The 21,993-nt window shown below is 40.8% G+C and carries 22 protein-coding genes; 13 read left to right on the top strand and 9 right to left on the bottom strand.

Features of this window, described 5'->3' with window-relative positions:
• Nucleotides 1-82: 82 nt before the first annotated feature.
• Nucleotides 83-2,374: a DNA helicase PcrA gene (gene pcrA / locus MK482_RS02685; protein WP_268717914.1), complete on the top strand. Its 2,292-nt coding sequence runs from the start codon at nt 83-85 to the stop codon at nt 2,372-2,374.
• Nucleotides 2,375-2,416: 42 nt separating this feature from the next.
• On the top strand, nt 2,417-3,097 hold the full coding sequence (radC, locus tag MK482_RS02680; RefSeq protein WP_042751241.1) for a RadC family protein: 681 nt from the start codon (nt 2,417-2,419) through the stop codon (nt 3,095-3,097).
• Here radC and MK482_RS02675 read toward each other — a convergent pair.
• The 7 genes from MK482_RS02675 to MK482_RS02645 all read right to left on the bottom strand — a co-directional run bounded on the left by MK482_RS02675 (nt 3,094) and on the right by MK482_RS02645 (nt 7,865).
• Nucleotides 3,094-3,783: a gamma-glutamyl-gamma-aminobutyrate hydrolase family protein gene (locus MK482_RS02675; RefSeq protein WP_268717913.1), complete on the bottom strand. Its 690-nt coding sequence runs from the start codon at nt 3,781-3,783 to the stop codon at nt 3,094-3,096. The two genes, radC and MK482_RS02675, sit on opposite strands and share 4 nt — an antisense overlap.
• A 17-nt stretch (nt 3,784-3,800) precedes the next feature.
• Nucleotides 3,801-4,442, bottom strand: coding sequence for a redox-sensing transcriptional repressor Rex (locus tag MK482_RS02670; protein WP_000653417.1), 642 nt, complete (start codon nt 4,440-4,442; stop codon nt 3,801-3,803).
• An 82-nt stretch (nt 4,443-4,524) separates the two neighbouring features.
• Entirely contained in the window at nt 4,525-4,740 is a 216-nt protein-coding gene (locus tag MK482_RS02665; RefSeq protein ID WP_049509385.1) for a DUF4649 family protein, read from the bottom strand.
• A 7-nt stretch (nt 4,741-4,747) separates the two neighbouring features.
• Nucleotides 4,748-5,095, bottom strand: a complete 348-nt coding sequence (locus tag MK482_RS02660; RefSeq protein WP_268717912.1) for a DUF1831 domain-containing protein — start codon at nt 5,093-5,095, stop codon at nt 4,748-4,750.
• A gap of 4 nt (nt 5,096-5,099) precedes the next feature.
• Nucleotides 5,100-6,215: a cysteine desulfurase family protein gene (locus MK482_RS02655; protein ID WP_268717911.1), complete on the bottom strand. Its 1,116-nt coding sequence runs from the start codon at nt 6,213-6,215 to the stop codon at nt 5,100-5,102.
• A gap of 9 nt (nt 6,216-6,224) precedes the next feature.
• On the bottom strand, nt 6,225-7,184 hold the full coding sequence (locus MK482_RS02650) for a ribose-phosphate diphosphokinase (protein WP_268717910.1): 960 nt from the start codon (nt 7,182-7,184) through the stop codon (nt 6,225-6,227).
• Between the two features lie 111 nt (nt 7,185-7,295).
• The gene (locus MK482_RS02645) at nt 7,296-7,865 is read right to left on the bottom strand and encodes a CYTH domain-containing protein (RefSeq protein ID WP_268717909.1); all 570 of its coding nucleotides are present in this window, start codon (nt 7,863-7,865) and stop codon (nt 7,296-7,298) included.
• 128 nt (nt 7,866-7,993) lie between these two features.
• Here MK482_RS02645 and MK482_RS02640 point away from each other — a divergent pair, with 128 nt between their 5' ends.
• From MK482_RS02640 to MK482_RS02605, 8 genes are all read left to right on the top strand, one after another.
• On the top strand, nt 7,994-8,665 hold the full coding sequence (locus MK482_RS02640; RefSeq protein WP_268717908.1) for a GTP pyrophosphokinase: 672 nt from the start codon (nt 7,994-7,996) through the stop codon (nt 8,663-8,665).
• On the top strand, nt 8,649-9,467 hold the full coding sequence (locus tag MK482_RS02635) for an NAD kinase (RefSeq protein ID WP_268717907.1): 819 nt from the start codon (nt 8,649-8,651) through the stop codon (nt 9,465-9,467). Before MK482_RS02640 ends, MK482_RS02635 begins: the two co-directional genes overlap by 17 nt.
• Nucleotides 9,464-10,360, top strand: a complete 897-nt coding sequence (locus tag MK482_RS02630) for an RluA family pseudouridine synthase (RefSeq protein ID WP_268717906.1) — start codon at nt 9,464-9,466, stop codon at nt 10,358-10,360. The genes MK482_RS02635 and MK482_RS02630 overlap by 4 nt, the downstream gene beginning before the upstream one ends.
• Before the next feature lie 43 nt (nt 10,361-10,403).
• Complete coding sequence (gene pta / locus MK482_RS02625) at nt 10,404-11,378, top strand: phosphate acetyltransferase (protein ID WP_136937126.1); 975 nt, start codon at nt 10,404-10,406, stop codon at nt 11,376-11,378.
• An 82-nt stretch (nt 11,379-11,460) separates the two neighbouring features.
• The gene (mutY, locus tag MK482_RS02620) at nt 11,461-12,636 is read left to right on the top strand and encodes an A/G-specific adenine glycosylase (protein ID WP_268717905.1); all 1,176 of its coding nucleotides are present in this window, start codon (nt 11,461-11,463) and stop codon (nt 12,634-12,636) included.
• A gap of 55 nt (nt 12,637-12,691) precedes the next feature.
• Nucleotides 12,692-13,399, top strand: a complete 708-nt coding sequence (gene yycF / locus MK482_RS02615) for a response regulator YycF (RefSeq protein WP_033685152.1) — start codon at nt 12,692-12,694, stop codon at nt 13,397-13,399.
• Complete coding sequence (gene vicK / locus MK482_RS02610; protein WP_268717904.1) at nt 13,392-14,750, top strand: cell wall metabolism sensor histidine kinase VicK; 1,359 nt, start codon at nt 13,392-13,394, stop codon at nt 14,748-14,750. The genes yycF and vicK overlap by 8 nt, the downstream gene beginning before the upstream one ends.
• Nucleotides 14,743-15,552: an MBL fold metallo-hydrolase gene (locus MK482_RS02605; protein ID WP_268717903.1), complete on the top strand. Its 810-nt coding sequence runs from the start codon at nt 14,743-14,745 to the stop codon at nt 15,550-15,552. The genes vicK and MK482_RS02605 overlap by 8 nt, the downstream gene beginning before the upstream one ends.
• Before the next feature lie 35 nt (nt 15,553-15,587).
• On the opposite strand, the gene MK482_RS02600 is transcribed toward MK482_RS02605, so the two are convergent.
• Nucleotides 15,588-15,935: a thioredoxin gene (locus MK482_RS02600; protein WP_261086294.1), complete on the bottom strand. Its 348-nt coding sequence runs from the start codon at nt 15,933-15,935 to the stop codon at nt 15,588-15,590.
• A 112-nt stretch (nt 15,936-16,047) separates the two neighbouring features.
• Complete coding sequence (locus MK482_RS02595; protein WP_268717902.1) at nt 16,048-17,766, bottom strand: phospho-sugar mutase; 1,719 nt, start codon at nt 17,764-17,766, stop codon at nt 16,048-16,050.
• A 153-nt stretch (nt 17,767-17,919) separates the two neighbouring features.
• Between MK482_RS02595 and MK482_RS02590 the strand changes: the two genes are divergently transcribed.
• From MK482_RS02590 to MK482_RS02580, 3 genes are all read left to right on the top strand, one after another.
• Complete coding sequence (locus MK482_RS02590) at nt 17,920-19,821, top strand: ATP-binding cassette domain-containing protein (protein WP_268717901.1); 1,902 nt, start codon at nt 17,920-17,922, stop codon at nt 19,819-19,821.
• Nucleotide 19,822: 1 nt separating this feature from the next.
• Entirely contained in the window at nt 19,823-20,686 is an 864-nt protein-coding gene (locus tag MK482_RS02585) for a MutR family transcriptional regulator (RefSeq protein ID WP_268717900.1), read from the top strand.
• Between the two features lie 79 nt (nt 20,687-20,765).
• Nucleotides 20,766-21,944 (top strand): MFS transporter, encoded by a 1,179-nt coding sequence (locus MK482_RS02580; RefSeq protein ID WP_268717899.1) that lies wholly within the window; start codon nt 20,766-20,768, stop codon nt 21,942-21,944.
• The last annotated feature ends 49 nt before the right edge of the window (nt 21,945-21,993 follow it).

Raw genomic sequence — 21,993 nt, 5'->3', positions numbered from 1 at the left:
ACACGTAACCAGTCTAGGCAAAGATATTTTCCCTGATTTCTGATATAATAGAAATATTGACTTCAAGAGTAAGGAAGAGAAGATGAACGCATTATTAAATGGAATGAACGACCGTCAGGCTGAGGCGGTGCAAACGACAGAAGGTCCCTTGTTAATCATGGCAGGGGCTGGTTCTGGAAAGACCCGAGTTTTGACCCACCGTATTGCTTATTTGATTGATGAAAAGATGGTCAATCCTTGGAATATCTTGGCCATTACCTTTACTAATAAGGCTGCGCGTGAGATGAAAGAGCGTGCTTATAACCTTAATCCAGCCACTCAGGACTGTCTGATTGCTACCTTCCACTCCATGTGTGTGCGTATTTTGCGTCGTGATGCGGATCATATTGGCTACAACCGTAATTTTACTATTGTGGATCCTGGTGAACAGCGAACTCTCATGAAACGCATTCTCAAGCAGTTGAACTTGGATCCGAAAAAATGGAATGAACGAACTATTTTGGGGACTATTTCCAATGCTAAGAATGATTTGATTGATGATGTTGCCTATGCTGCCCAAGCTGGTGATATGTATACGCAAATCGTGGCCCAGTGTTACACTGCTTACCAAAAAGAACTGCGTCAGTCGGAGTCGGTTGACTTTGATGATTTGATTATGCTGACCTTGCGTCTCTTTGATCAAAATCCTGATGTTTTGACTTACTATCAGCAGAAGTTTCAATACATCCATGTTGATGAGTACCAAGATACCAACCATGCCCAGTACCAATTGGTCAAACTATTAGCTTCCCGTTTTAAAAATATCTGTGTTGTTGGGGATGCGGATCAGTCTATCTACGGTTGGCGTGGTGCTGACATGCAGAATATCTTGGATTTCGAGAAAGATTATCCCCAAGCCAGGGTTGTTTTGCTGGAGGAGAATTACCGTTCAACTAAAACTATTCTCCAAGCGGCCAACGAGGTTATTAAAAACAATAAAAATCGCCGTCCTAAGAATCTCTGGACTCAAAACGCTGATGGGGAACAAATTGTTTACTATCGTGCCAATGATGAGCTAGATGAGGCTGTATTTGTAGCCAGAACTATCGATGAACTGGGTCGCAACCAAAACTTCCTTCACAAGGATTTTGCAGTTCTTTATCGTACTAATGCGCAGTCCCGTACTATTGAGGAAGCCTTGCTCAAGTCAAATATTCCTTATACCATGGTTGGTGGAACAAAGTTCTACAGCCGTAAGGAAATTCGTGACATTATCGCTTACCTCAACCTCATTGCGAATTTGAGTGACAATATCAGTTTTGAGCGTATTATCAACGAGCCGAAACGTGGAATTGGCCCAGGCACTGTTGAGAAAATCCGTGATTTTGCGAATATGCAAGATATGTCTATGCTGGATGCTTCAGCAAATATCATGTTATCTGGTATCAAGGGTAAAGTAGCCCAGTCTATCTGGGATTTTGCCAATATGATTCTAGATTTACGAGAGCAGCTAGATCAATTAAATATTACAGAGTTGGTTGAGGCCGTCCTAGAAAAAACAGGTTACGTCGATATTCTAAATACTCAAGCGACTTTAGAAAGCAAGGCTAGGGTTGAAAATATTGAAGAGTTCCTTTCTGTGACGAAAAACTTTGATGACACATCTGATGGGCCAGAAGAAGAAACTGGTTTGGACAAACTAAGTCGTTTCTTAAATGACCTGGCCTTGATTGCTGATACAGATTCAGGTAGTCAGGAGACATCAGAAGTTACCCTAATGACCCTGCATGCTGCCAAAGGTCTCGAGTTTCCAGTTGTCTTTTTGATTGGGATGGAAGAAAATGTCTTTCCGCTTAGCCGTGCAGCTGAAGATCAAGATGAATTAGAAGAAGAACGCCGTCTGGCCTATGTAGGAATTACGCGTGCAGAGAAAATTCTCTATCTGACCAATGCCAACTCGCGTCTGCTTTTCGGTCGCACCAACTACAACCGTCCTACTCGATTTATTAACGAAATCAGTTCAGACTTGCTTGAGTATCAAGGTCTGGCTCGTCCTTCAAATTCAAGCTTTAAGGCATCTTATAGCAGTGGTGGTCTTGCCTTTGGTCAAGGTATGAGTCTTGCCCAGGCTCTTCAAGACCGTAAACGCAGTGCTGCCCTAAAATCTATCCAGTCAAGCGGTCTTCCGTTTGGTCAATTTACAGCTGGAGCAAAATCAGGGTCTAGCGAGGCAAATTGGTCCATTGGTGACATTGCTCTCCACAAGAAATGGGGAGAGGGAACTGTTCTGGAAGTTTCAGGAAGCGGTGCTACGCAGGAATTAAAAATCAATTTCCCAGAAGTAGGTTTGAAAAAACTTTTAGCTAGTGTAGCCCCAATTGAGAAAAAAATATAATTTTCCATCCTTCTCACGAATAATAAAGTGAGGAGGATTTTTATGTACAGTATTTCATTTCAAGAAGATTCACTATTACCAAGAGAAAGGCTGGCAAAAGAAGGGGTTGAAGCGCTCAGTAATCAAGAGTTGCTAGCTATTTTACTCAGGACAGGAACACGTCAAGCCAGCGTTTTTGAAATTGCCCAGAAAGTCTTGAACAATCTTTCAAGCCTAACAGATTTGAAAAAAATGACCCTGCAGGAATTGCAGAGTCTGTCTGGTATCGGCCGTGTTAAGGCAATAGAATTACAAGCTATGATCGAACTGGGCCATCGTATTCATAAACATGAGACTCTTGAGATGGAAAGTATTCTCAGCAGTCAAAAGTTGGCCAAGAAGATGCAGCAGGAGTTGGGACATAAAAAACAAGAGCACCTGGTGGCGCTCTATCTCAATACTCAAAATCAAATCATCCATCAACAGACCATTTTTATCGGCTCAGCTACCCGCAGTATTGCTGAACCACGTGAGATTCTTCACTATGCTATCAAGCATATGGCGACTTCACTCATTTTGGTCCACAATCATCCTTCAGGAGCGGTAGCGCCTAGCCGAAATGATGATCATGTGACTAAACTTGTAAAAGAAGCCTGCGAACTGATGGGGATTGTTCTCTTGGACCATTTGATTGTCTCTCATTCTAATTACTTTAGTTATCGTGAAAAGACGGATTTAATCTAAAGTTCATTAACAACATAGTCAAAGAGGTTTTTATCTTTGGGACGATTTTCAAATAGAAATTCTGGGTGCCATTGGACACCGAGAAAGGAGAAATCATCCGTACTCATGACAGCTTCAATGATACCATCTTTAGGGTCATGAGCCACAATCTTTAAATTTGGTGCTAAATCCTTGATGCTCTGATGGTGGAAGGAGTTGATATGGGAAATTTCTCCATAGATTTCTCGAAGAACAGTATCAGGTTCTGTTACCAAGCGTTGAGTTGTGTACTCGGCGGAACAATCCTGCCAATGGTCTTCGATATCTTGGTACAGAGTTCCCCCCATGGCAACGTTAAATAGTTGAGTTCCACGGCAGACAGAAAAAATTGGCTTTTTCTGTTTAATAGCTTCCTTGATGAGGGCCAGTTCAAAGATATCCCTTTGAAGGTGATAGTCATCGCTATCGATGGTTTTTGGTTCACCATAGAATTTTGGATCAACATTTTGCCCACCTGTCAAGATGAGCTTGTCAATAATACTGATATAGTGGCAGGCCATTTCTTGATCACCAATCGGTAGGATGATGGGAATCCCTCCAGCGTCTTTAACGCCTTCAACAAAGCCTTTTGCTGCGTAGCTCATCATGATATCATCATCTGGATGAGCTTTTTCGTTTCCTGTAATCCCAATAACTGGTTTTTTCATAAAATGATTTTCTCTTTCTAATCCTCTTTTCTCATGAAGTAGAGGAGGGTTTGGAGTTCACTTGTCAAATCGACATACTGAACGACCACGTCTTTTGGTAAATGCAGATGGACTGGTGAAAAACTGAGAATTCCTTTCACGCCAGCATCTACCAAGAGATTGGCAACCTCTTGTGACTTGACGCTGGGAACTGTCAGGATAGCAGTCTTCACATCAGCATCCTTGATTTTATCCTTGATTTGTGAAATTCCGTAAATAGGAATCCCATCAGGAGTTTGGGTACCGACTTCAGGATGGTCATCTAGGTCAAAGGCCATGATAATCTTCATCTTGTTGCGCTCATGGAAGCGGTAGTGGAGAAGGGCATGGCCCATATTTCCAATACCTACCAGCATGACATTGGTGATCGAGTTATCATTAAGTAAATCGGCAAAAAATGTCATCAGTTTTTTGACATCGTAGCCAAATCCACGCCGACCTAGTTCACCAAAATAGGAAAAATCACGACGTACGGTCGCGGAATCAATACCGATAGCCTCTGCAATTTGCTTAGAGTTGGCACGTTCAATCTTTTCTGCATGAAATCTCTTAAAAATTCGATAGTAGAGAGAGAGTCTTTTCGCTGTAGCTTTTGGAATAGCAGACTGTTTATCTTTCACAAAATCACAACCTTTCTATTCTTCTATTTTATAGAAACATTGTGAAAAAATCAACAAAAACAAGAAAAAACTAAGAAAAATCTTAGTTTTGATGTAAAAAATCTGCATGTGATAGAAAACGATAGAGGTCTCCGACCAGTCCTTGGTAAACTTCCCGCCCTTTAAAGGTCAAAGAAGTTACATAAAGTGTATCTGGCAGAGTCACACATCCTGACAGAGCAAGCATGAGAGCCTCGTAATCCTCATACTTGAGAGTCCGCTCTACATGATAGCTGTCCTTATAGGTCAGTTCAAACATTTTGGCTCTATCTTTCCGATTTTGTAAAGACACCACGTTCTACCAAGCTCTCCATGAGGAAGTAGAATTTTTCCTGATGAATGTGGTGGTCTTCTGATTTGAAAATATCAACTAGACGTAGCCCAAACTTGTCAGTGATATTGATTTTAGCACCTGTAAGTTCCTTGTTAATGATGATTTTGAGTTGGAATCCCTCACCGCTGTTCGGAACTTTTTCCAAAAGGCGAGTCAATTCATAGTTACCAACCTTAGTCTCAAAAAAGGTGTTGTCCTTGAGGGTAAATTTTTTCACAGAAGGGCTAAGAGTGTAGTCGTAACGACAATTTTTTAACTGAATGGTTTTTTCAAATGCCATATGGCTAACCTCCGATAATTTCTTTTAAGGTTTTTGCGAGGGTATGTAGGTCTTCAACAGTATTTTGTGGCGACAAACTGATACGAACGGATTCCTTCAAGCGTTCTGAATTTGCTCCGTATATGGCCTCAAGAACATGGCTGGATTGGACAATGCCTGCAGTACAGGCTGAGCCAGTAGAGATAGAAATTCCAGCCAAATCTAGACGGAGGAGTAAGAGGTCATTTTTCTGACCGGGAAATCCAATATTGAGGACATAAGGGAGATGATGTTCTCCTCTATTCAAGTAATATTGAATGCACTCTAGCTCTGCCAGAAAGGCGGTTTCTAGCTTTTGCACATGTTGAAAATGTTCTTCTTGCTTTTCTAAACTTTCTTTTAGGGCTGCAACCATGCCTACGATGGCAGCCAGATTTTCAGTTCCTGCACGTTTTTTCTGTTCTTGGTCTCCGCCATGTAGATAGGAATCAAAGTCCATGCTAGATGCGTAGAGAAAACCGATTCCCTTAGGACCATGGAATTTATGGGCAGAAGCAGTGAGAAAATCAATGCCCAATTCTTCTGGGTGAATAGGGAGTTTGCCAATAGCCTGAACTGCATCGACATGATAGGCAGCAGGGTGTTGCTTGAGTATTTGGCCAATTTCAGCAATGGGAAGTAGGTTTCCTGTCTCATTATTAGCAAACATGGTAGAAACCAAAATCGTATCGTCACGTAAAGCCTTTTGAATTTGTTGGGCTGTGATTTCTTGATTTTCTGGCTGGATAATGGTTGCTTCAAACCCAAAGTGTTGAACCAAGTAATCAATGGTTTCAAGGACAGCATGGTGCTCAATAGCAGTTGTGATGATATGTTTTCCTTGCTCTTGGTGACGAAGGCAGTAGCCAATGATAGCAGTATTGTTGCCTTCTGTCCCACCAGAAGTGAAAAAGATATGTTGAGGTTTTGTCCCCAGTAACTGAGCTAGCTCCTGACGGGCTTCTCGCAAGAGTTTACCAGCTTGACGACCATGACCATGAATACTAGAAGGATTTCCATAGGTTTCTTGCATAACCTCGGTCATAGCTGAAATAGCAACTGCTGACATAGGAGTCGTTGCAGCATTGTCCAAATAAATCAAAGAATCACCTTATTTCTTTTTGTTGTAGGCAAAGAGTGGGCTGACTGGTTTTCTTTCGTGGATACGGACGATGGCATCACCAATTAACTCACTAGCAGTGATGTAGCATACGTTTTTAGGAGTTTTTTCTTTTGTTGCTACTGAATCAGTCACAAGAATTTCTTTAATCTTAGTATTGTCAAGAAGTTCAGCAGCTCCTTCGACGAAGAGACCGTGGCTAGAAACAGCATAAATTTCTGTAGCCCCTTCACGTTCAACGATTTTAGCAGCTTCAGAGAAGGTACGTCCTGTATTTAAAATGTCATCAATCAAGATGGCTTTTTTACCTTCAACATCACCGATGATATAGCCTTCGTTGCGAGTTGCATCGTCTTGAGGGTAGTCGATAATGGCGATAGGAGCATCAAGATATTCAGCCAGGCTACGAGCACGTTTTACCCCTGAATTTTTAGGGCTAACGACAACAACATCGGAACCTCTTAATCCTTTATCACAGTAGTGTTTAGCAAAGAGAGGAACAGTGTAAAGATTATCTACAGGAATATCAAAGAAACCTTGTACTTGAACTGCATGTAGGTCGAGGGTAAGGACACGATCTACACCAGCTTTAACCAGCATGTTAGCAACTAGTTTAGCTGTTAGTGGTTCTCTAGATGATGCAATTCTATCTTGGCGTGCATAGCCAAAATACGGAAGGACAACGTTGATACTGTGAGCACTTGCACGCACACAAGCATCAACCATAATTAATAATTCCATTAGGTGGTTGTTAACAGGAAAGCTTGTAGATTGGATGATGTATACATCATAACCACGGACACTCTCTTCGATATTCACTTGAATCTCTCCGTCAGAAAATTGACGTGATGACAGTTTTCCAAGTGGGACACCAACAGCTTGAGCAATTTTTTGTGCAATCTCTTGGTTAGAGTTGAGTGCGAAAAGTTTCATATTTTTTCTATCTGACATTATAGACCGTCCTCTGTAAACTTTATGGAGCCAAGCCATATGCTTTAGCATATATTGACTTGGATTCGAATATTTTTATCTTTTCTATTTTACCAAAAAATAGAGATTATTTCAGCTATTTTTTATGCTTTTGACAAATCGAACCAATTTTGAAGGGGCTTTTTGGTAGGAAATCTGATTTTTCTCTAAAAATTGTTGGAAATCCTGTTTGCCTTGCTCGTGATTTTCCACTTCAAGCTCCAATTCGTAATCTATCCTATCAAAGTATTGACTCTCATCCAGCGCCATGAGACCAATAGCTGTCTTCATTTCATAGCGAAGCGTTGTGAGACAACCAAGCACCTGCCATTTCTTACTTTGGATACCATGTTTAGCCAATTCATCAAAAATCAGCCCCTGAGGTAGTTCTTCCTTGCTCAGATAGTTCTCAGCATCTTTTAGTTGCAATTTTTGGTTGTATTCCATGTTTCCAACACTTTGTGGGACTTTGAGTGTCAATTCTGCCCAGTCTTCAAAGGTTCGAATGCGCATAGCAACTTTCTTTTCTCGCAGTTCAAAATCAGGTGTGTCGATGTAGTAATTTTTTTGAAGAACAGGAGTGACACCTGTGAATTGGTCTTTTAGACGATTGTATTCATCTTTTTTCAAGAGTGTTTTCAATTCAATTTCTAAATGTTTCATTTTTCTTACCTTTTCTTTATCGTTGAAAGCGGATTTATGGTATAATAAGTATTGTATTTATTGTATATGAATCTGGAGAAAAAATCAAAGATATTTTTGAAGGATAATATGAGAACAAGGGAGAATATATGACCTTAGAATGGGAAGAATTTCTAGATCCTTACATTCAAGCTGTTGGTGAGTTAAAGATTAAACTACGTGGTATTCGGAAGCAATATCGTAAGCAAAATAAGCATTCTCCGATTGAGTTTGTGACTGGTCGAGTCAAGCCAATTGAGAGTATCAAGGAGAAAATGGCTCGTCGTGGCATTACTTATGCGACCTTGGAACACGATTTACAGGATATTGCTGGTTTGCGTGTGATGGTTCAGTTTGTAGATGACGTCAAGGAAGTAGTGGAGATTTTGCGCAAGCGTCAGGATATGCGGATCATACAGGAGCGAGATTACATTACTCATCGAAAGGCTTCAGGCTACCGTTCCTATCATGTGGTAGTAGAATATATGGTTGACACCATCAATGGATCCAAGACCATTTTAGCAGAAATTCAAATTCGTACTTTGGCCATGAATTTCTGGGCAACAATAGAACATTCTCTCAACTACAAGTACCAAGGGGATTTCCCAGAGGAGATTAAGAAGCGACTGGAAATTACTGCCAAAATTGCCCATCAGTTGGATGAAGAAATGGGTAAAATTCGTGATGATATCCAGGAAGCCCAGGCTCTTTTTGATCCTTTGAGTAGAAAATTAAATGACGGTGTAGGAAACAGTGACGATACAGATGAAGAATACAGGTAAACGAATTGACCTGATAGCAAATAGAAAACCGCAGAGTCAAAGGGTTTTGTATGAATTGCGAGATCGTTTGAAGAGAAATCAGTTTATACTCAATGATACCAGTCCGGACATTGTCATCTCCATTGGTGGGGACGGTATGCTCTTGTCGGCCTTTCATAAGTATGAAAACCAGCTTGACAAGGTCCGCTTCATTGGTGTTCACACTGGACATTTGGGCTTCTATACGGACTACCGTGATTTTGAGTTGGACAAGCTAGTGACTAATTTGCAGCTAGATACTGGGGCAAAGGTATCATACCCTGTTCTGAATGTGAAGGTCTTTCTTGAAAATGGTGAAGTTAAGATTTTCAGAGCATTAAATGAAGCCAGTATCCGCAGGTCTGATCGAACTATGGTGGCGGATGTTGTGATTAACGGTGTCCACTTTGAACGTTTTCGTGGAGATGGGCTAACAGTTTCGACACCGACTGGTAGCACAGCCTATAACAAGTCGCTTGGTGGAGCTGTTTTACACCCAACCATTGAAGCTTTGCAATTAACGGAAATTGCTAGCCTTAACAATCGTGTTTATCGAACGCTGGGTTCGTCCATTATTGTTCCAAAGAAGGATAAGATTGAACTTATTCCAACAAGAAACGATTACCATACTATTTCGATTGACAATAGCGTTTATTCTTTCCGCAATATTGAGCGTATTGAGTATCAAATCGACCATCATAAGATTCACTTTGTCGCCTCACCTAGCCATACCAGTTTTTGGAATCGTGTTAAGGACGCTTTTATTGGCGAGGTGGACGAATGAGGTTTGAATTTATCGCAGATGAACATGTCAAGGTTAAGACCTTCTTAAAAAAGCACGAGGTTTCGAAGGGACTTCTGGCCAAGATTAAATTTCGAGGTGGGGCTATTCTGGTCAATGACCAACCGCAAAATGCGACGTATCTATTGGATATTGGAGACCGAGTTATCATTGATATTCCTGCTGAGGAAGGCTTTGAAACTCTAGAAGCTATCGAGTACCCACTGGATATTTTCTATGAGGATGACCATTTTCTAGTCTTGAATAAACCCTATGGAGTGGCTTCTATTCCTAGTGTTAATCACTCTAATACAATTGCCAATTTTATCAAGGGTTACTACGTCAAGCAAAATTACGAAAATCAGCAGGTTCACATTGTAACCAGGCTTGATAGAGATACTTCTGGCTTGATGCTCTTTGCCAAGCACGGCTATGCCCATGCACGACTAGACAAGCAGTTGCAGAAAAAATCTATCGAGAAACGCTACTTTGCTTTGGTTAAAGGTGAAGGATACTTGGAGTCAGAGGGGGAAATTATTGCCCCGATTGCGCGTGATGAAGACTCCATTATTACCAGACGTGTAGCTAAAGGTGGAAAGTATGCTCATACTTCTTACAGTATTGTAGCTTCTTATGGAAATATTCACTTGGTCTATATTCGCCTGCACACTGGGCGAACCCACCAAATCCGAGTCCACTTTTCTCATATTGGTTTTCCTTTGTTGGGAGATGACTTGTACGGTGGTAGTCTAGATGATGGAATTCAGCGCCAAGCCCTACATTGCCATTACCTATCCTTTTATCATCCTTTTCTAGAGCAAGACTTGCAGTTAGAAAGTCCCTTGCCGGATGATTTCAGTAACCTTATTACCCAGTTATCAACTAATACTCTATAAAAACTGTTTCAGAGTATAATTATTATCTTAAAGGAGAAAACTCATGGAAGTTTTTGAAAGTCTCAAAGCCAACCTGGTTGGTAAAAATGCTCGTATCGTTCTCCCTGAAGGGGAAGAACCTCGTATTCTTCAAGCAACTAAACGCCTGGTAAAAGAAACAGAAGTGATTCCTGTTTTGCTTGGAAATCCTGAAAAAATTAAAATTTATCTTGAAATCGAAGGCATCGAGGATGGTTATGAAGTCATCGACCCTCAACACTACGATAAATTTGAAGAAATGGTTGCTGCCTTGGTAGAACGTCGTAAGGGTAAAATGTCTGAAGAAGATGCACGCAAGGTTTTGGTTGAAGATGTCAACTATTTTGGTGTTATGTTGGTTTACTTAGGATTGGTTGATGGAATGGTGTCAGGAGCGATTCACTCAACAGCTTCAACAGTTCGTCCAGCCCTTCAAATCATCAAAACTCGCCCAAATGTAACTCGTACTTCAGGTGCCTTCCTCATGGTTCGTGGTACGGAGCGTTACCTGTTTGGAGACTGTGCCATCAACATTAATCCAGACGCAGAAGCTTTGGCTGAGATTGCCATTAACTCAGCAATCACAGCTAAAATGTTTGGAATCGAGCCTAAAATTGCTATGCTAAGCTATTCTACTAAAGGTTCAGGATTTGGAGAAAGCGTTGATAAGGTTGTTGAAGCAACTAAAATTGCTCATGACTTGCGCCCTGACCTTGAAATCGATGGTGAGTTGCAATTTGATGCGGCCTTTGTTCCTGAAACTGCAGCTTTGAAAGCTCCTGGAAGTACAGTAGCTGGTCAAGCAAATGTCTTCATCTTCCCAGGTATCGAGGCAGGAAATATCGGCTACAAGATGGCTGAACGTCTTGGGGGTTTTGCAGCTGTTGGTCCTGTTTTGCAAGGTTTGAACAAGCCAGTTAACGACCTTTCTCGTGGATGTAATGCAGATGATGTTTACAAGTTGACCCTTATCACAGCAGCTCAAGCAGTTCATAAATAAGATTTAGTCCTCTTTCCTTTGGGAAGAGGCTTTTTAATACTAGGAAAAGGACAGTTAGAGTCTTCTGTGTTATACTAGAGATATGTTAGATTTGAAAGAATATGGTATCGTTATGTGGGCGGAGGAGAAGATCATTTCTTTCCGTGAAAAACTTCTTGACTGGTATGATGAAAACAAAAGAGATTTACCCTGGCGTAGAAGTAAAAATCCTTATCATATCTGGGTCTCGGAAATTATGCTCCAGCAGACTAGGGTGGATACGGTTATTCCTTATTACGAACGATTCTTGGACTGGTTTCCAACAGTGGAAAGTTTGGCAACTGCCCCTGAAGAGCGTTTGTTGAAGGCTTGGGAAGGTTTGGGTTATTATTCTCGAGTACGCAATATGCAGGCTGCAGCCCAGCAGATTATGACAGACTTTGGTGGTCAATTTCCAAACACCTATGAAGGAATTTCCAGCTTGAAAGGGATTGGTCCTTACACAGCAGGAGCTATTTCCAGTATTGCTTTTAACTTGCCTGAGCCGGCTGTAGATGGTAATGTCATGCGAGTGCTGGCACGTCTATTTGAAGTCAACTACGATATTGGGATTCCAAGTAATCGTAAAATTTTTCAGGCAATGATGGAAATCCTGATTGACCCAGCACGGCCAGGTGACTTTAACCAAGCCTTGATGGACTTGGGTTCGGATATTGAGTCTCCTGTAAATCCCAGACCAGAAGAAAGTCCAGTTAAGGACTTTAGTGCGGCATATCAGCATGGCACAATGGACCGTTATCCAATCAAGGCTCCCAAGAAAAAGCCTGTCCCTATTTATCTTAAAGCCTTGGTGGTCAAAAATACACAGGGACAATTTTTACTTGAAAAAAATGAAAGTGAAAAGCTATTGGCAGGTTTTTGGCATTTCCCACTGGTAGAAGTAGATGACTTTTCGCAAGAGGAGCAGTTTGATCTCTTTCATCAGGTTACAGAAGACAATGTGAACTTTGGTCCCAGTCCAGAAGAGAGTTTTCAGCAGGACTATGACTTAGATGTTGATTGGTTTGATACTTATTTTGAGATGGTAAAACATGTCTTTAGCCATCGCAAGTGGCATGTACAGATTGTAGCAGGTCAGGTGAGTGACTTTCATAACTTTTCCGATAGGGAAGTTCGCTGGCTTTCACCAGAAGAGTTCAAGGATGTTCCACTTGCCAAACCCCAACAAAAAATCTGGCAGGCTTATGCACAAGCCAACTTAGACAGTAGCAAAGACTAGCTATTGTGTCTTCTTTTTATTTTTTTGGTATAATAGTAGAGAAAAAGGTGAACAAATGAAAAAAATATTAATTGTAGATGATGAAAAACCAATCTCGGATATTATCAAGTTTAATATGACCAAGGAAGGTTACGAGGTTGTAACTGCTTTTAATGGTCGTGAAGCGCTAGAGCAATATGAAGCAGAGCAACCAGATATTATTATTCTGGATTTGATGCTTCCAGAAATCGATGGTTTAGAAGTTGCTAAGACTATTCGCAAGACGAGTAGTGTGCCTATTATCATGCTGTCGGCTAAAGATAGTGAGTTTGATAAGGTTATCGGTTTAGAGCTTGGAGCGGATGACTATGTGACAAAACCCTTCTCAAATCGTGAGTTGCAGGCGCGTGTTAAAGCTCTTCTTCGTCGCACGGACTTGGCTTCTGTAGACAATCAAGAGTCAGATGAAAAGAAAACCCAACCCTTACAAATTGGGGACTTGGAGATTGTGCCAGATGCTTATGTAGCTAAAAAATACGGTGAAGAATTAGACTTAACCCACCGTGAATTTGAACTCTTGTACCACTTGGCATCTCATATTGGTCAAGTGATTACGCGTGAACACTTGCTTGAAACGGTCTGGGGTTATGATTATTTCGGAGATGTTCGGACTGTTGACGTAACTATCAGACGTTTGCGTGAGAAGATTGAAGATACACCTAGTCGTCCAGAGTATATCTTAACACGTCGTGGTGTTGGTTATTATATGAGAAATAATGATTGAATTGATTAGAAAAAATATTCTTACTAGTGATTTTATCTTCATTTTAATTTTATTGGGTTTTATCTTGATTGTTACCTTGCTTTTGCTAGAAAATCGGCGAGATAATATTCGGTTGAAGCAAATTAATCAAAAAGTCAAAGATTTGATTGCAGGAGATTATTCTCAGGTATTGGATATGCAGGGAAGCTCTGAAATCACTAATATTACCAATAATCTCAATGATTTATCAGAAGTAATTCGCTTGACCCAAGAAAATCTGGAACAAGAGAGTAAACGATTGCACAGTATCCTCTCATACATGACAGACGGAGTCCTTGCGACCAATCGTCGTGGCAAGATTACTATGATTAATGACATGGCTAAGAAACAGCTAGGTGTTCAGAAAGAAGAGGTTCTCAATAAAAGTATTCTAGAATTGCTTAAGATTGAAGATGAGTATGAACTTCGTGATTTGATTACCCAAGTTCCTGAGCTTATGATTGATTCTCAGGATGCCAATGGTGAGTATTTGAGCCTTCGTGTACGTTTTGCCTTGGTCCGTCGTGAGTCTGGCTTTATCTCAGGTTTGGTTGCTGTTTTGCATGATACGACGGAGCAGGAGAAGGAAGAACGGGAACGGAGACTCTTTGTTTCTAATGTTAGTCATGAGTTACGAACTCCTTTGACTAGCGTAAAATCCTATCTTGAAGCTTTGGATGAGGGGGCCTTGTCAGAACCTGTCGCGCCAGACTTTATTAAGGTGTCTCTAGATGAAACCAACCGTATGATGAGGATGGTGACGGATCTCCTCCATCTTTCACGTATTGATAATGCAACCAGTCACCTAGATGTGGAATTGATCAATTTCACTGCCTTTATTACCTTTATCCTCAACCGTTTTGATCAGATAAGAGGGCAGGACGAAGAGAAGAAATACGAACTGGTGAGAGATTACCCCATTACCTCAGTTTGGATAGAGATTGATACAGATAAGATGACACAGGTGATTGATAATATTCTTAACAATGCAATCAAGTATTCTCCAGATGGTGGGAAAATCACAGTGACCATGAAGACAACTGATGATCAGATGATTTTATCCATTTCAGACCAAGGATTGGGGATACCAAAGCAAGACTTACCACGTATCTTTGACCGTTTTTATCGTGTGGATCGTGCTAGAAGTCGTGCCCAAGGTGGTACTGGTTTAGGACTAGCTATCGCTAAAGAGATTATCAAACAACATAAGGGCTTTATTTGGGCTAAGAGTGAATATGGTAAGGGATCAACCTTTACCATTGTGCTCCCTTATGATAAGGATGCAGTGAAAGAAGAAGTATGGGAGGACGAAATAGAAGACCAGAATGAGTGAAATAGGCTTTAAATACAGTATTTTAGCGTCGGGATCCAGTGGAAATTCCTTTTATCTGGAAACCCCAAAAAAGAAACTTTTAGTGGATGCAGGCTTGTCGGGCAAGAAAATTACCAGCTTACTTGCTGAAATTAATCGCAAGCCAGAAGATTTGGATGCTATCCTGATTACGCATGAACATTCTGACCATATTCATGGAGTAGGTGTTTTAGCTCGCAAGTATGGTATGGATTTGTATGCCAATGAAAAGACCTGGCAGGCTATGGAAAATAGCAAGTATCTTGGCAAGGTGGATTCTTCGCAAAAGCATATCTTTGAAATGGGCAAAACCAAAACCTTTGGAGATATCGACATCGAGAGTTTTGGTGTGAGCCATGATGCAGTCGCACCGCAGTTCTATCGCTTTATGAAGGATGATAAGAGTTTTGTCCTTTTGACAGATACAGGTTATGTTAGTGACCGTATGGCAGGGATTGTCGAGAATGCAGATGGTTATCTTATCGAGTCCAATCATGATGTAGAGATTTTGCGAGCAGGTTCTTACGCTTGGCGACTCAAACAACGAATCCTATCGGATCTGGGTCACCTTTCTAATGAGGACGGTGCTGAGGCCATGATTCGGATGCTAGGAAATCGCACTAAGAAAATCTACCTTGGACATTTATCTAAGGAGAACAATATCAAGGAACTGGCTCACATGACCATGGTCAATCAGCTAGCACAAGCTGATCTGGGAGTTGGAGTAGACTTTAAGGTTTATGATACCTCACCAGATACTGCAACACCATTGACAGATATATAAAAAAGAAGGCGAATGTGCCTTCTTTTTTATATCTTTTACAATCCTGCAAATTCTTTGATTTCTTGTGCTGACATTGAAGAGTCGCAACGGACATTGATTTGTCCATCTGCAATGTGAACGAAGCCTGGTACAGTTGGAATTCCATAGCGTGAGCGGAATGCTTGTAACTCATTGAGTTGGCTTGGCTCTTCACTGTTGATGAAGTAGATGTGAGCTTTAGTTTCAGCTACGACACTTGCCAAGGTACCAGCAAATTTACGGCAGTAAGGGCAAGTTTTGCGACCGATAAAGAAGGTTGCAGTTTCTTTTTTATCAAGAGCTTCTTGCGCACGCGCAACTGTAGTGACTTCAAGGTCTTTGATATTATCTAAAAATTGTTCCATGAGATTACCTCGCTTTCATTGATAAGTCTAGTATGCCATAAAGTTTCTAAAATTGCTTAGATTTGATACGAAAAAAAGATGAGATTGGTTGGTCTCATCTTTTATAGGGGCCTTATTTTACAAAAGCATTGATTTCTGCTTCGATATTAGCAATCTTAGCTTGTGATTCTTCGTTAGTTTCACCTACAACTGCAATGTAGAACTTGATTTTTGGTTCTGTCCCTGAAGGGCGAACGGCAATCCATGAACCGTCAGCAAGTGTGTATTTCAACACATCACTTGGAGGAGTTGTCAAGTTTGTAACAGTGCCGTCAGCAGCAGTAGCAGTTTGAGCTTTGAAGTCTTCTACGACAGTGATAGTTGTTGCATTCCATTCTTTTGGAGCATTGTTACGGAATTTAGCCATAATTGCTTTGATTTGTTCAGCACCATCGACACCTGAAAGGGTAACAGAGATTGTCTTTTCTGCATAGTAGCCGTACTCTTTGTAGATTTCTTCGATACCATCAGCAAGTGTCAAACCGCGTGAACGGTAGTAGGCAGCAAGTTCAGCAACGACTAGAACAGCTTGGATAGCGTCTTTATCACGTACGAATGGTTTAATCAAGTAACCGAAGCTTTCTTCAAATCCCATCATGTAAGTGTGATTGTGTTTTTCTTCGAATTCTTGGATTTTTTCAGCGATGAATTTGAAACCAGTCAAGACGTTGAACATGGTTGCGCCGTAGCTTTCAGCAATCTTCGTTACCAAGTCAGTTGATACGATAGATTTGCAGAGGGCTGCATTTTCAGGAAGAGTTCCAGCATTTTTGTGGGCTTCCAAGATGTATTTAGCCATGATGGCACCGATTTGGTTACCTGAAAGGTTGAGGTAGCTACCATCTTTTTGAAGAACTTCAACACCAACACGGTCAGCATCAGGGTCAGTTGCCACAAGAACATCTGCACCAACTTGACGACCAAGTTCTTCAGCAAGGGCAAAGGCTGCTTGGCTTTCTGGGTTTGGAGATTTGACAGTTGAGAAATCTGGGTCAGCAGTTGCTTGTGCTTCAACAACTTGAACAGAGTCAAATCCTGCTTGGGCAAGAGCACGACGAGCCAACATCTCACCAGTACCATGAAGTGGTGTATAAACAATCTTCATGTCTTTACCGAATTCTTCAATTAAGGCTGGGTTGATGTTAACGTCTTTAACCTCTTTAAGGTATTCTACGTCAACAGCTTCTCCGATAACTTCAATCAAGCCAGAAGCTTTTTCAGCTTCCACATCAGCAACTTCAACTGCAAATGGGTTTTCGATTGCACGAATATATGTAGTCAAAGCGTCTGCATCGTGTGGAGGCATTTGTCCACCGTCTTCACCGTAAACTTTGTAACCGTTAAATGGTGCAGGATTGTGGCTAGCTGTGACCATGATACCTGCGAAACAGTTGAGGTGACGAACTGCAAATGATAGTTCTGGAGTTGGACGAAGGCTTTCAAATACGTAAGATTTGATACCATGTTTAGCAAGAACTGCCGCAGATTCAAAGGCAAACTCAGGTGAGAAGTGACGGCTATCGTAGGCGATTGCTACACCGCGTTCTTTTTCGTTTCCGCCTTTTGACTCAATCAAACGAGCCAATCCTTCAGTAGCTTGGCGAACAACGTAGATGTTGATACGGTTTGTACCAGCGCCAATCAAGCCACGCATACCTGCAGTACCAAATTCAAGATTTGTATAGAAGGCATCTTCCTTAGTTTTTTCGTCCATATTTTCCAAATCTTGACGAAGGTAATCAGGAAGCTCCGCAAAATCAACCCATTTCTGGTAATTTTCTTGGTAAGACATTGAAATTCTCCTTTTTGTAAATTGTTTTAACCGTTCACATTATAGCACTTTTTAGCGTTTTAGTAAAACGGTAGCATAATTTTCAGAAAAGTGGTGTCATATGCCGGTTTATCAAGTCTTGAATGCCTTAGGGAAACATGCTATACTGTTTGTATGATTATTTTACAAGCTAATAAAATTGAACGTTCTTTTGCAGGAGAAGTTCTTTTTGATAATATCACCCTGCAGGTTGATGAACGAGATCGAATTGCTCTTGTTGGGAAAAATGGTGCAGGTAAGTCTACTCTTTTGAAGATTTTAGTTGGAGAAGAGGAGCCAACTAGCGGAGAAATCAATAAGAAAAAAGATATTTCTCTGTCTTACCTAGCCCAAGATAGCCGTTTTGAGTCTGATAATACTATCTACTATGAGATGCTTCATGTCTTTGATGACTTGCGTCGGACGGAGAAACAACTTCGTCAGATGGAGCTAGAGATGGGAGAAAAGTCTGGTGAGGACTTGAATAAGCTGATGTCAGATTACGACCGCTTATCTGAAAATTTTCGTCAGGCAGGTGGCTTTACTTATGAAGCTGATATTCGAGCGATTTTGAATGGATTCAAGTTTGACGAGTCTATGTGGCAGATGAAAATTGCTGAGCTTTCGGGTGGTCAAAATACTCGTTTGGCACTTGCCAAAATGCTACTTGAAAAGCCCAATCTCTTGGTCTTGGACGAGCCAACCAACCACTTGGATATTGAAACCATCGCCTGGCTAGAGAATTACTTGGTAAATTATAGTGGTGCCCTTATTATTGTCAGCCACGACCGTTATTTCTTGGATAAGGTTGCGACAATTACGCTAGATTTGACCAAGCATTCTTTGGATCGTTATGTGGGTAATTACTCTCGCTTTGTCGAGCTGAAGGAGCAAAAGCTAGCTACTGAAGCAAAAAACTATGAAAAGCAACAAAAGGAAATTGCCGCTCTGGAAGATTTTGTCAACCGCAATCTAGTCCGAGCTTCAACGACTAAACGTGCCCAATCTCGTCGTAAACAACTAGAAAAAATGGAGCGTTTGGACAAGCCAGAAGCTGGCAAGAAATCAGCCAATATGACCTTCCAGTCTGAAAAAACGTCGGGCAATGTTGTTTTGACTGTTGAAAATGCAGCTATTGGCTATGATGGGGAAGTCCTATCACAACCGATTAACCTAGACCTTCGTAAGATGAATGCTGTCGCCATCGTTGGTCCAAATGGTATAGGCAAGTCAACCTTTATCAAGTCTATTGTGGACCAGATTCCTTTTATCAAGGGTGAGAAGCGCTTTGGCGCCAATGTTGAGGTTGGTTACTATGACCAGACGCAAAGCAAGCTAACACCAAGTAATACTGTACTGGATGAACTTTGGAATGATTTTAAACTGACACCGGAAGTTGAAATCCGCAATCGCCTTGGTGCCTTCCTTTTCTCAGGAGATGATGTCAAAAAATCCGTCGGCATGCTGTCAGGTGGCGAGAAAGCTCGTTTGCTTTTGGCTAAATTGTCTATGGAGAACAACAACTTCTTGATTCTGGATGAGCCAACCAACCACTTGGATATTGATAGCAAGGAAGTGCTAGAAAATGCCTTGATTGACTTCGATGGAACTCTTCTATTCGTCAGTCATGACCGTTACTTTATCAATCGTGTGGCAACTCATGTTTTGGAATTGTCTGAGAAGGGTTCGACTCTTTACTTGGGAGATTACGACTACTATGTTGAGAAGAAAGCAGAAGTAGAAATGACTCAGGCTGAGGAAACTTCAACTAGTAATCAAGCAAAAGAAGCAAGTCCTGTGAATGACTATCAAGCCCAAAAAGAAAGTCAAAAAGAAGTTCGCAAACTCATGCGACAAATCGAAAGTCTAGAAGCTGAAATTGAAGAGTTAGAAAGTCAAAGCCAAGCCATTTCTGAACAAATGTTGGAAACAAACGATGCCGACAAACTGATGGCATTGCAGGCTGAGCTGGACAAAATCAGCCATCGTCAGGAAGAAGCCATGCTTGAGTGGGAAGAATTGTCAGAGCAGGTGTAAGATGGAAAATCTTGGAAAAGTATTTCGTGAATTTCGGACAAGTGGAAATTATTCTTTAAAGGAGGCCGCAGGAGAGTCCTGTTCAACCTCTCAGTTATCTCGCTTTGAGCTTGGGGAGTCTGACCTAGCAGTCTCACGTTTCTTTGAGATTTTGGATAACATTCATGTCACAATCGAAAATTTCATGGACAAGGCAAGGAATTTTCACAATCATGAACATGTTGCTATGATGGGACAAATTGTGCCCCTTTACTATTCAAATGATATTGCAGGTTTTCAAAAGCTGCAAAGGGAACAACTTGAAAAGGCTAAGAGTTCGACAAATCCCCTTTATTTTGAGTTGAACTGGATTTTGCTACAAGGTCTAATTTGCCAAAGAGATTCTAGTTATGATATGAAGCAGGATGATTTGGATAAGGTAGCAGATTATCTATTCAAAACAGAAGAATGGACCATGTATGAGTTGATTCTTTTCGGGAACCTCTATAGTTTTTACGAGGTGGACTATGTCACTCGGATTGGTAGAGAAGTTATGGAGAGGGAGGAATTTTACCTAGAGATTGGTCGCCATAAGAGATTGGTGTTGATTTTGGCCCTCAATTGTTACCAGCACTGTTTAGAGCATCTTTCTTTTGACAATGCAAGTTATTTTGAGGCTTATACAGAGAAGATTATTGGTAAAGGGATCAAACTGTATGAGCGTAATATTTTCCATTATCTAAAAGGCTTTTCCTTGTACCAAAAAGGACAGTGTAAAGAAGGCTTTAAGCAGATGAAAGAGGCCATGCACATTTTTGACGTGTTAGGTCTTCCAGAACAAGTAGCCTATTATCAGGAACACTACGAAAAATTTGTCAAAGATTAATTTTCCCAAATAAGGGAAAAAATAAAAGGCTCCTTTCGGTTTTGATACAATAGTTTCAAAATTTGAGAGGAGTTTTTATATGAATCGCTACGCAGTACAGTTGATTAGTCGTGGAGCTGTTAACAAGATAGGGAATATGCTCTATGATTATGGAAATAGTGTTTGGTTGGTGTCCATGGGGACTATTGGACAGACTGTTTTAGGAATGTATCAGATTTCTGAACTCGTCACATCTATTCTCGTAAATTCCTTTGGCGGAGTCATTTCAGACCGATTTTCTCGTCGTAAGATTTTAATGGCAGCAGACCTTGTTTGTGGAATTCTTTGTCTGGCTATTTCTTTCATAAGGAATGATAGCTGGATGATTGGAGCTTTGATTTTTGCCAACATTGTTCAGGCTATTGCTTTTGCCTTTTCTAGACCTGCAAATAAGGCCATTATCACAGAATTGGTAGAGAAGGATGAACTGGTCCTCTACAATTCTCGTTTGGAGTTGGTCTTGCAGGTTGTCAGTGTGAGTTCTCCTGTACTTTCTTTTCTGGTCTTACAATTTGCAAGTTTCCATCTGACGCTCTTACTAGATGCTTTGACTTTTTTTATAGCATTTGTTCTAGTGGCCTTACTTCCAAAAGAAGAACCAATGGTTCAAGATAAGAAACCTTTTACTGGGAAAGATATTTTTGCGGATATCAAAGATGGCTTGCACTATATCTGGCATCAAAAAGAGATTTTCTTTCTCCTGTTAGTGGCTTCCAGCGTTAATTTCTTTTTTGCGGCTTTTGAGTTTTTGCTTCCTTTTTCAAATAAACTATATGGAGTAGAAGGAGCTTATGCAACTATCTTAACCATGGGTGCGATTGGCTCAATTATAGGAGCACTGATAGCAAATAAATTTAAATCAAGTATGAATACACTTTTGTTCTTATTGATTTTAACAGGAGTAGGAGTTTTCATGATGGGTTTGCCACTGCCCAATATTTTAACCTTTTCTGGAAACCTGATTTGTGAACTCTTTATGACGATTTTTAATATTCACTTCTTTACACAGGTACAGACCAAGATTGATGGAGAATATCTGGGTAGGGTATTGAGTACCATTTTTACACTGGCAATTCTCTTTATGCCGATTGCGAAAGGTTTGATGACCTTGCTTCCAAGTGTCCATCTTTATTCTTTCTTGATTATTGGACTTGGAGTTGTAGCCTTATCTTTCTTAGCTCTCGGATATGTTCGAACTCATTTTGAAAAAGAGACATAAGTTTGCTTGGACTTCAAAAATAATTCCAATCTAAGTGTTTTTCCGCCCT

Origin of the sequence: Streptococcus mitis, from assembly GCF_026782865.1 — a bacterium.
In the GTDB taxonomy this organism is placed as follows: Bacteria; Bacillota; Bacilli; order Lactobacillales; family Streptococcaceae; genus Streptococcus; species Streptococcus mitis_CG.
Note: the sequence above shows the minus strand (reverse complement) of the source record. Positions and strands in the feature narration are given on the sequence as shown.